The sequence below is a fragment of the Morganella morganii H1r genome (assembly GCF_000633515.1).
GTDB lineage: Bacteria > Pseudomonadota > Gammaproteobacteria > Enterobacterales > Enterobacteriaceae > Morganella > Morganella morganii_B.
Genome location: NZ_AYMP01000013.1, coordinates 37729 through 47624 on the forward strand (window position 1 = coordinate 37729; position 9896 = coordinate 47624).

A 9896-nucleotide genomic window follows, 5' to 3' on the forward strand; every position below is an offset into this window, starting at 1 on the left:
TTAACTTTCTGTGCCCTGATATCCGTCTAGCTGATAATGGGTAGTCGCATCTCTGACTGTCTGCAATTCTTGACCATGCTGCGGTTGTGGTTGACATCTCCACCATAAGAAGCGCTGCTGTAAGAGCAATTTTCATTATCTGATCCCCTTAGCAGCGCGCCAGACTTCAAACATACGGCGAACAATTTCACAGACGTAATTGTCTTCCATGTCCCGTTCTAAGTTGTACCGGCTGCCGTACATGCGGCGGATCGTGGCTTCAAATTGTTTGTTCATGGCTCACCTTCCTGACTTTCTTATTCCGTTTTTTACCCGTCATTACCGGGGTTAACTTTGGCGCAACGACCTGCGGCGCTGGTGGGCGGGGAAGGTATATCCCCGCTCTGATGTGATAGTTTTGCCGCATATCGTGAATAATCTGCTGGCTGTAATCCCGCCCGTCATCCACGTGGTGGATTGCTTTAATCAGCGGGTCGTCGTACACGCTCACCTCGTAATCCGTTGCCTGCTGGCTCATAGCGACACCTCCCGGCAGATAATCTTATGTGCCCGGCGTACATGGTTCTGCTTGCCGTACAGGGTCGTCACGCGGAAAAACAGGCCGGTGGTTGATTCATTGACCGGCTCATGAAATAAGGCAACATCGATCAGGCGGTTCAGTTTCCGGTGTTCGGTGATGAAGGAACGGATCACCACCTTGGCTATGTTGCAGTTTGAGATAAATTCGATTTTCACTGTAATGCCTCCGTGCGTTTGGTCAGTGCTGCTGCTTCCGCAATCTCAAATGAATTCGGATAGCGTGGCATAATCAGCAATAACGGATTACCGAACTCCTCATTAACATAGGCATCAAATTCCACACGCACCGCCGTTTCTTCTCCGGATGGGTGGAGTCTGATTACAATCGCGTAGTCGCCGAAAAGAATATACGGGAGAGCAAGGTGTTCTGGCCCGATGCACGGCAGCTTGTCGGTTGTTGTCACGGGAATGACTTTGTCGATCTCAGGGTAACGACAATCGACCAGCTCAATGCGGTTACAGGCAATTTCAGTTTTATTTTCGTCATAGTGGATTACACGGTGATCACCATCGAATCGCAGTTCACTGAATTCAGCCGCATCAGGAATGTCGTCAAAGAAACGCACCGTTGTATCGATATCTTCATTAACCGGTATCCCGTGTTCCATACGGACGCAGGCGGCACCGTTCGTTGACTCCACATGCCATGAAGTAATGTGTATTGTATCTTTCAACTGCGGACGCTTAGGGTTGACCTCGGCGGTCATTGTTAAAGCAACCCACAGCATATTTGATTTAAATAACATATCGATCTCCCCGTCAGTGCAGTGTCGGAATCGGCGGAATGCCGTTGGTGTTAAGTTCATTCAAATAGTCGTTATGCAGAATGGTTAATCCCTCCCGCCCGCGGTCAGAAAGGCAAACACCACGACCTTTTGGTGTGTCAACAAAATCCATGTATATGTTCAGTGCCAGCATGCGCCCGGCTTCTTCCCCGTATTTTTCCTTTGTCAGTTGTTCAATGTTAACGGCCAGCGCAAGACGCAGCGGGCCGGGGTAAACGGACATGGCGGATGTTTCATTTACATAAACAGCTGCGGTATCTGTACCACCCAGATGGTTTTCTACTTCCACTGTGCCGTTTTTCTGCTGTATCTCAGAGATAAAGCAGGCTGCAACAATCCAGCGCCACATCGTGACGCGCTGCTCATCGGTCGGTGAGTGGTATTTTTCCTGCCACCCTCTGAACACTGCATACATCAGTGAAAAGCCGCCTTTCAAATTGTCGTCATATTCACCGGTATCAAGTGAATTAATGGCCTCCGCATATCCGGTTAAATTTCCGGTTTCGTCAGTGATGCCGTGCGTCATTGCGGTGTGAGTAATCATTATTTTCCCTCCATGGTATAAATGGCCTTATCGTGGCTGTATTCGCCGTTCCATGTCTTTTTCATCGGTAATTCGCCTTTCATATAAAGCTGAAACAACCGCTGACAGCCTTTTTCCAGTAACACAGGTGTGAATTTGGTAAACTCATCCATACCGTGCGGGGTGATCTGGGTTTCTTCCTCTGTCAGGTATTTGTCCCGGGCATATGAGGCAACGCGCCATTTAGGGCTTTTCCCCTGGTCACGCCGTGAATTAAACACCCAGCTGCGTTCACTGGCCCACGACATCACCTTACTGACGTTGACGCCGTTCAGTGACTTGCAAAATGAAGTGATTGTCATGCCTTTGCGGAAGCGTTTTTCGAGGCTTTCAACGGTGGCATTAAGTTGTTTATTTTCGATTGAAAAAGCCTCTGCACGGTCTTCTGCTTCAATTACCATGAGGGCTAACTGTTTGCGGCTGACTTCTGTCGGTGCCGGGCGGAAGTAGGCATCTTCCATTTTTTCAAAGAATAACCAAGCTTCGTCGCTATCAACGATTTTCGACATACGGGCCGCGCCTTTTTCCGTCCATAAAATCAAGTTTCTGGCGTGTTTATTAACTGACCCAATACTATTGGGGCAGTTCTTAAGCTGGCGTAATTCGTCACCTTCGAGTTTGAAATAGTGTTCACCATTAATAAAACGGGTTTTATGGTTTGCCAGATTCATCTGGATGCTTTTGACATCTGATCCATACCCGGCAGCCAGTGTTTCCGTGGTTACAACCCGGACACCTTTCCATTCAATGACCGGCATTTGGGTTTCATTAATGGTAATTAATTCGTTCATAATCAAACCTCCTCAATATTAATTTTCATTTTTTTTGCATAACGGCGCATTGAGCGGTTAAGCGGCATCTGTACTGTGTCCGGCGATACTTCATATTGCTTTGTAAATTGTCGGGCATTTTCGTAATTCTGTTTTTCGCTTTTATCCATCTGGACAGCCTGACCAATATTCATTCCCATAAAACTCTGAGCTGTTTTACTGCGTCGTTTTTTGGTCATTTATTTATCCCCGTGTGATGGATTTGTTCAGCAATTAATTCCGTGATAAAGCTGATAAACATTTCCCCGTTAGGTGTGATGTTTCCGTACTTGCTGTAATAGTCAGCGTATGAATTAATTATCTGCTGCTCCGTATACCCTGCATCCTTACATGCTTTATTTTCATAAAGCGTTATCAGCGCCTGTGTTAATACCTCAGCATCTAAATCAATCTGATATTGCGCACCATCTACAGAGCGTTTAAATGATGCTGCTTTACCTTTCTTTTTGAGATGGTCAAAGAAAGCGTTAACGAATGACTTTCTTCTGTTCGATAAAAGATTGTTATTTTCCATAATCAATATCCTGAAATTAAGATGTGGAATTCCCCAGCGCAGGCGCTGTAATTAAAAGTTATTATTGATTTCTGTTATTTATTAGTGGCTGACTTTAATTTCCATGATGCAATTGATAAAGCTTCTTGTGCGTCAGTTGCTTTTTTAATAGCTTTTTTATGCTCAACTTTTAATTTCATAATTTCGTTTTCACGGCGCAGTGCCGCTTTTAATTCGTTTAGCACTTCGTTCTTCCGTTCAAGGTATTCAGGTGTTATTTCTCCTGTTTTGTGAGCCGGTGTGCCGTCTTCAAGCGCAGTTTCTTTGTCCGGGAAATTGGTTGGCTTACCTTCGTCACGGAACTGCTTTTCAGCGACAATGTAGGCCAGTTTATTCAGTGCGCCGCCCTGGCTGAGGTAAGCATGATTGGCACCTGATACAACATACACAGGGCGCATCTCGATAGTGATTTCACCCTTTGATGCTTTTTCGATTGCTTCAAATTTATTAGTCATGATTATTTTCCTGAGTTAAAAAATGCTGATATACGATTTCCAATTTCAGGGCGCAAATACATAATTATTTTTGTTTCTCCTGATGCTTTGTGATGATCTGAAAATGAATCAACTAATTCATAATCATCATTAACCAACTTATATAGGTTACACTCCCAACGTATTGAACTACTCTGTCTAAATTCAGTGATAAATTTAGCCGCTGGCGTATTCATTATTTTTCGGGTAATGAGTTCATTACATTTAATATAATTCATAATGTTTGCCTGATGATTTTAATAGTAAGGTTTTTATTAAATTTGATTCTTAATTCCACTGGCAGTAATTCCTGTCATTAAAACCAGTTCGTTAATAAGTCCGTTATAACGTGCTGCTTCTGCCGGATAATCTACAGACAGTCTGTTTATCAATGGCGCTATTTCGGTTCTTAATTCCTTCGCGTAATTACTGGCGTAGGTAGCTGTTTTGTATAAATCAGAATTGTTGTGACTTATAATTATTTTCTGTGACATGTCACGACTCCTTTCTATGTGCATTTTCTTCAATCAGCCAGGACGAAACAGGGTCTGATAGTGATAACGCCAGCTTGACTAAAGCTGATATTTGTTGGCCATCGAGTTCGTTAAAATCCATATCGCGTAGCACATACAACAGAGTGTTTAGTTGAAATGCTTTTTTTTCAGCTACCTCTAATTTAATTTCGTGTGCCATGACATCCTCCCGTAACTCGGCAATTATCGTCCTGGCGAAAACGTGCTGCGAATACCAGAGTACCGCCTAAAACGTCTCGTGCCTGTTCCTCATCTGTTGCTGTAATATGTTTTCTCTCGAGTGAATCGCTGTCGATAAAGCGGAACAGGAACGCACTCACAACAAAGCCTGTACGGATATCCACTTCTGATACGTCACAATTTGACATACAATGTATAGTCGGCATTTTTTAAACCTCATTGTTTCTGATATAATCATTAAAAACTATAGTTGTTTTTGTGTCAACAACCATTGTTGTTTTTGTTTGGTTTTGATGAGGTCGTATTTTTAATGCGTTGCTTTAAAAGGGTTTATTTCTGAAAATAAATTTCAGCTATTGTTACCTCGGCGTTATGGGCACAAAAAAACCCTCAAAAGAGAGGGTTTTGGTTTTGATGAATTTTGTTTTAATATGCCATTACCGACCAATTAAATACACGACCAACGATTTTAACAGTGGATGGATCTGCCTCTTCATCGGGAAAATCAACGGAATTATAGCTTTTGATAATGATTTTACCGGGTTGCCGGTACAAAAGTTTTATTCGCAATAAATCATCCTGCTCAATGAAATAAATTCCGCCATCGACGATACGCGTGTCGCCTTTATTCACAAAGACCGTTGTTCCATTGGGAATGATTGGTTCCATGCTGTTGCCATGTACTGGGAACGAGGCTACATCTTTTGGTGAAATGCCATAACGACGCAGTGTTGAACGGGAGAAGCGCAGTTTGTAGTCGTTATTATCGCTCCCGCCATTGCATCCATTACCGGCGGCAAGCTCTATGCTTTTGTAATACGGCACCTCCACCTCGTCATCATCAAGAGGCGTGCTGCTATCCCACTCTGCCACTTCTCGCGGCTTAAAATCCTTTGCGGGGATGCCATCCCTAAGCTTATTGGCGATAGAGTCACTATCTCCGTGCAATAGCCACTCAGGGGAAACCTGAAGAAATCTAGCAATATCAATCAACTTTGTTGATGACTTGGCTTGTCCGGACTCAAGCTTTTGAATGGCAGCCTGGGTTACGCCAACAGCTTTACCCAGGCCTTGTTGGGATATGCCTGCGCGATTCCTAGCGTCTTTTAATCTTTCTGCGAGTGTAGTTTTCATAGTCAATAAATATACAACCATAGTTGTACATAATCAATACCGTTTTGGTTGTTGATTAAAAACAACTATAGTTTTATTATGTGATAAATAAAACGGAGGTTGTTATGTGTGAAGCTATCAAAGCTGTTATTAAAATAATGGGAACACAAAAAGATCTAGCGGCTGCGTGCGGTGTATCGCAGCAAGCTGTTCATAAGTGGGTTAATGGTAAATCAAGAGTACACCCGAAACTGGTAAACCTGATAGCCAACCTAACAAATGGGGCAGTGAAGCCACACGAAATTCGCCCTGATCTTCCTGATCTTTTCCCTCACCCAGTGGGTTATTCCCATGCATCCGAACCAAAACACACTGATGCCTGACAGCTATTTTCCTGATGACGGCAAATGGATTCAGGAAATGCTGTTGCAGTTATCACCGGGAGCCAGGAACAGAGCGCTAGTGGCTTACTCAGCGGTGTATCAGGAACAATGGGAAGCAGAGCCTGTTCCGTACAGGAAAGACAACACAGCACGCAGGGAAGCGAATAAACGGCTCAGGGAATACGTCAGGAAGTTTAACAGAGCCATGCAGGGTTACACCGCAGACCCACAGAAAGTTGCGGGATAAGAATTATCAGGAGGGTGTGGAAGTTAAGACGTTTAGCCGTCCAGATGGTTTTCCGGTTTGGGGAAGAGGGGAAAACTTTCTAGGGGGGTAAGGGGGGTGATCTTTGAAAGGGGTGTAGGGGAAGGCACTGCCAAGGGAAGGACTCAGATCTTAAAGATAGATCTCTGTAGGGGTTAAAAATGGCATCAGACGTATAGACGTCCATTTATAAAAATACCCTATCTCCTTGGCAGTGCTACCTGGTCGATAAAATTGAGGTAATGGCATGTTAACTATCACACCAAATTTTGCACAGGAAAGAGCACTGCGGTTATTACGCAGCGAGTGGAAGTCACACCGCACGTTCATGATCAGCAGTCCGACCGGCAGCGGTAAAACAGCACTAGCTGCATTCATCACGCACGGTTGCAACAGCCGTGATATGCGGGTGATGTTTGTTGTGCCGTACACGATCCTGATTGAACAGACCGCAGCACGGTTTATCGATTACGGGATTCCGATAGAAGATATCGGTTTTGTCTGGCGTGATCATCCGAACTATGACCCTACACGACTGATCCAGATTGCCTCAGCCGATACGCTGATCCGCCGTGAATTCCCGGACAACATCGACCTGCTGTTTGTCGATGAGGCCCATTTGCGCCGTAAAAAACTGCTGGAAGTTATCCGCGATAATGAATTTAAAGTGATTGGCCTGTCCGGCACACCGTTTTCTCCGTTTCTGGGGACATATTACGAAAGACTGATCAAACCCACCACGATGAAAGAACTGATCGAACGTGGGGACCTGAGTCCGTATGAGTTTTACGCCCCGACAAAGCCGGATCTTTCTGCGGTTAAATCCACCAGCAGCGCAGAGTATGGCAGCGATTACAAAGAGGCTGAGATAGCGGCAATCATGTCGGGCGCGGATCTGGTCGGTGATGTGATCGATAACTGGCTGGCCAACGGTCAGAACCTGCCGACCATCTGTTTTTGTGTGACCGTCAGCCATGCAAATTTTGTCACGGTAGCGTTTAACCGGGCGGGTGTGAATGCAGAGATCATCACCGCAGATACCCCGCATGAAGAGCGCCAGCTTATCATCCACCGCTTTGAACAGGGCGGAACAAAAATCATCGTGAACGTCGGCACACTGGTTGCCGGGTTTGACAGTGATGTCCGGTGCATCATTTACGCCCGTCCGACCAAATCGGAAATTCGCTGGGTGCAGTGTCTCGGTCGGGGTCTGCGTAAAGCACAAGGCAAAGATAAATGCCTTATTTTCGATCACTCCGGATCCGTACACCGCCTGGGGTTTCCTGATGATATCGAATATGACGAATTGCCGGGTAAAAGTGACGGTCTGGAAGAATCATCGTCCGTCCGTGACCAGGAAAAGCAGGAGAAAAAGCCGAAGGAATGCACATCCTGTCACTACATGAAGCCTGCCGGTGTTTACGTCTGCCCGAAATGCGGTTTTAAACCGCTGGCCGGTGAAGACGTTGATGTTGATACCTCCCGTAATATCAAAAAAATGGGCAAATCCGAAAAGGTTTATACCACCAAAGACAAACAGAGTTTTTACTCCCAGCTCAAATATTACCAGAACATCCGCGCCACCGAAGGAAAGCCGGTCAGTGACGGGTGGGTCTCTAATACCTTCAGGGACAAGTTCGGTGAGTGGCCGCGAAGCCTGCATGCCACACCGCAGGAAATCACCCCGGAGGTATCCAATTTCATCACACACAAACGCATTCAGTGGGTTAAGCGCAAACAGAAAACCGAAGCACTGATGCCGCAGAGAATCGCAGATTTAAAACAGCAACTGAATAAAAACGCACAGCAGGGAGAATTATTGTGAATACAGCCGAAGCAGCAAAGGGCCAGTGGGGAAAGATTTTCGCATACTACGGTTTGCCGCCGATCACCGGGAAGCGGCACTTTAAAGGAAAATGCCCGATATGCGAGAAAAAGGGCAAATTCCGCATAGACGATCAGGATGGACGGGGGACGTATATCTGCACCTGCAGTTCCGGTACCGGATTTCAGTTACTGGAAAAAACGCAGGGTAAGAGCTTTAAGCAGCTGGCAGACGAGATTGATCAGTTGCTCGGAAATAACCGGGAAAAAGAGACTCCGAAGCCGGTCAGCAGCAATACCCGTTCAGACCGTGAAAAATTTATCAGTTGCTATGCTCAGATGCCGGATCTGAAAGACACCTCAGCGGCGGGCTACCTGCAAAACCGGGGCATATTTACGTTACCGGCAGAGCATATCCGGTTTTGTGAGAGACAGCCGATCCGTAAAGGCATGGCGGTTATCAACTATCAGGCCATGTGGGCGCTGGCCACGGACTCAAAAGGTCAGCTGTGTTATCTGCACCGCACGTATCTTGACGGTGACCGGAAGGCCGATATCAACGTGGTAAAGCGCATGACAAGGCTGCAGGAAGATAATTATCTGGATTATGCCGAATCGGTGGCGATCCGCATGTTTCCGGTCGCATCCACCCTGGGAGTGGCAGAAGGAATAGAGACAGCACTGTCCTGTAAACAGGTTTACGGAGTAAATACCTGGGCAACGATTAATGCCGGATTTATGGATAAATTCACTGCACCGAAAGGCGTGACCCACCTGATTGTTTTTGCTGATGCAGACTGGGGCAGCGCAACCGGACATGCTGCGGCTTTTGCCTGTGCCAAACGCAACCTTGTGGCAAACAATGATGTGGAGAAGGTTAGCGTCCGCTGGTGTGACGGCGGTGATTTTAATGACCTAATTCGCGACGGAAGCGAAGTTCGTGAACTGACATTTTACCGGGAAAAGCACCAGGAGGCTGCGTAATGAAACTCGAAAGCGCATTAAAACAATTTCATCCGAAGTCACCGACATTCAGTGACAGCTCAAACTCTACAGCCCCGGACAGACTGAAAGGCATGGATTCGGCAGCGGCAATGGGTATGGCATCACAGCGGGCCGCGTTCGGTATGCATGCGTTCTTAGGTAAAAATGATGTCAGTATTGAGGATAAATTCAGGACTGTTGAAGCACTGACGCAGTATGCTCTGCGCACGGTACCAAAGCTGGTGGCCAAAGCAGCCGGTAATCGTGTTGCTCAGTGTATGAAGATTCTGGCCGCAATGGCATTTGAGGATTACGCCCGTTCAGCGGGTTCGGTCTGTCAGTGTCAGGACTGCGGCGGAAAAGGACTGATTTATCGCCGGAAAGAGGTGGTGAAGCATCCGGGTATCACCAATATGGAAGGTACTGTGATTGTTGAGCCTGTAGTCCGTAATGAGCTGGTGAACGAACTGTGCGTGACCTGCAACGGGAAAGGGCAGTTAACTCACCGGTGCCGCTGCAAAGGCCGGGGTAAGGTATACGACGAAGAACAGAGCGAATTACAGGGTGCGCCGGTATTCAAAGACTGCCCGAAATGCTCAGGGCGCGGGTATAAGCGTGTGCCGTCATCAGTAGCTTATCAGGCGATAAAGCATCTGGTACCGGAGTTAACACAGCCAACCTGGTCACGGAATTGGAAGCCATTTTATGAGAGTCTGGCAGGAAAGTGCTACAAAGAGGAAAGCGAGGCTGAGGCGTTTTTCGGTAAAATTACACGGTAACTGTATATCTATGGGTCTTCCCTTGTTGTGGT

General features: G+C 46.3%; 18 protein-coding genes. 4 read left to right on the plus strand and 14 right to left on the minus strand.

Annotation, left to right across the window (positions count from 1 at the left end; all coding sequences use genetic code 11):
- Window positions 1–135: 135 nt before the first annotated feature.
- From U868_RS25680 to U868_RS0106985, 14 genes are all read right to left on the minus strand, one after another.
- Window positions 136–276: a hypothetical protein gene (locus U868_RS25680; RefSeq protein ID WP_205275491.1), complete on the minus strand. Its 141-nt coding sequence runs from the start codon at window positions 274–276 to the stop codon at window positions 136–138.
- Complete coding sequence (locus tag U868_RS0106930) at window positions 260–517, minus strand: hypothetical protein (RefSeq protein WP_025152659.1); 258 nt, start codon at window positions 515–517, stop codon at window positions 260–262. Before U868_RS0106930 ends, U868_RS25680 begins: the two co-directional genes overlap by 17 nt.
- Window positions 514–735 (minus strand): hypothetical protein, encoded by a 222-nt coding sequence (locus U868_RS0106935; RefSeq protein ID WP_025152660.1) that lies wholly within the window; start codon window positions 733–735, stop codon window positions 514–516. Before U868_RS0106935 ends, U868_RS0106930 begins: the two co-directional genes overlap by 4 nt.
- Window positions 732–1325, minus strand: a complete 594-nt coding sequence (locus U868_RS0106940; RefSeq protein WP_025152661.1) for a hypothetical protein — start codon at window positions 1323–1325, stop codon at window positions 732–734. Before U868_RS0106940 ends, U868_RS0106935 begins: the two co-directional genes overlap by 4 nt.
- A 13-nt stretch (window positions 1326–1338) precedes the next feature.
- On the minus strand, window positions 1339–1908 hold the full coding sequence (locus U868_RS0106945; RefSeq protein ID WP_025152662.1) for a hypothetical protein: 570 nt from the start codon (window positions 1906–1908) through the stop codon (window positions 1339–1341).
- The gene (locus U868_RS0106950; protein WP_025152663.1) at window positions 1908–2738 is read right to left on the minus strand and encodes an ORF6N domain-containing protein; all 831 of its coding nucleotides are present in this window, start codon (window positions 2736–2738) and stop codon (window positions 1908–1910) included. Before U868_RS0106950 ends, U868_RS0106945 begins: the two co-directional genes overlap by 1 nt.
- Before the next feature lie 2 nt (window positions 2739–2740).
- Window positions 2741–2956: a hypothetical protein gene (locus U868_RS0106955; protein ID WP_025152664.1), complete on the minus strand. Its 216-nt coding sequence runs from the start codon at window positions 2954–2956 to the stop codon at window positions 2741–2743.
- On the minus strand, window positions 2953–3291 hold the full coding sequence (locus tag U868_RS0106960) for a hypothetical protein (RefSeq protein ID WP_025152665.1): 339 nt from the start codon (window positions 3289–3291) through the stop codon (window positions 2953–2955). Before U868_RS0106960 ends, U868_RS0106955 begins: the two co-directional genes overlap by 4 nt.
- A gap of 74 nt (window positions 3292–3365) precedes the next feature.
- Window positions 3366–3785 (minus strand): hypothetical protein, encoded by a 420-nt coding sequence (locus U868_RS0106965; RefSeq protein ID WP_025152666.1) that lies wholly within the window; start codon window positions 3783–3785, stop codon window positions 3366–3368.
- 2 nt (window positions 3786–3787) lie between these two features.
- Window positions 3788–4042: a hypothetical protein gene (locus U868_RS0106970; protein WP_029990816.1), complete on the minus strand. Its 255-nt coding sequence runs from the start codon at window positions 4040–4042 to the stop codon at window positions 3788–3790.
- A gap of 36 nt (window positions 4043–4078) precedes the next feature.
- Window positions 4079–4297 (minus strand): hypothetical protein, encoded by a 219-nt coding sequence (locus tag U868_RS0106975; RefSeq protein ID WP_025152667.1) that lies wholly within the window; start codon window positions 4295–4297, stop codon window positions 4079–4081.
- A 1-nt stretch (window position 4298) separates the two neighbouring features.
- Window positions 4299–4496: a hypothetical protein gene (locus U868_RS0106980; RefSeq protein ID WP_025152668.1), complete on the minus strand. Its 198-nt coding sequence runs from the start codon at window positions 4494–4496 to the stop codon at window positions 4299–4301.
- Entirely contained in the window at window positions 4480–4722 is a 243-nt protein-coding gene (locus U868_RS26325) for a host cell division inhibitor Icd-like protein (protein ID WP_115660423.1), read from the minus strand. The genes U868_RS0106980 and U868_RS26325 overlap by 17 nt, the downstream gene beginning before the upstream one ends.
- A 220-nt stretch (window positions 4723–4942) precedes the next feature.
- Window positions 4943–5671 carry an XRE family transcriptional regulator gene (locus U868_RS0106985; RefSeq protein WP_240182685.1) on the minus strand — a complete coding sequence of 243 codons (729 nt, stop codon included), beginning with the start codon at window positions 5669–5671 and terminating at the stop codon, window positions 4943–4945.
- 83 nt (window positions 5672–5754) lie between these two features.
- On the opposite strand from U868_RS0106985, the gene U868_RS0106990 reads away from it, so the two are divergent.
- The 4 genes from U868_RS0106990 to U868_RS0107010 all read left to right on the plus strand — a co-directional run bounded on the left by U868_RS0106990 (window position 5755) and on the right by U868_RS0107010 (window position 9864).
- Window positions 5755–6012, plus strand: coding sequence for a transcriptional regulator (locus tag U868_RS0106990; RefSeq protein ID WP_025152670.1), 258 nt, complete (start codon window positions 5755–5757; stop codon window positions 6010–6012).
- Window positions 6013–6524: 512 nt separating this feature from the next.
- On the plus strand, window positions 6525–8102 hold the full coding sequence (locus U868_RS0107000) for a DEAD/DEAH box helicase (RefSeq protein ID WP_025152672.1): 1578 nt from the start codon (window positions 6525–6527) through the stop codon (window positions 8100–8102).
- Complete coding sequence (locus U868_RS0107005) at window positions 8099–9085, plus strand: DUF7146 domain-containing protein (RefSeq protein WP_025152673.1); 987 nt, start codon at window positions 8099–8101, stop codon at window positions 9083–9085. Before U868_RS0107000 ends, U868_RS0107005 begins: the two co-directional genes overlap by 4 nt.
- A complete protein-coding gene (locus tag U868_RS0107010; protein WP_025152674.1) occupies window positions 9085–9864 on the plus strand; it encodes an antitermination protein in 780 nt (259 codons plus the stop codon). The genes U868_RS0107005 and U868_RS0107010 overlap by 1 nt, the downstream gene beginning before the upstream one ends.
- Window positions 9865–9896 lie beyond the last annotated feature (32 nt).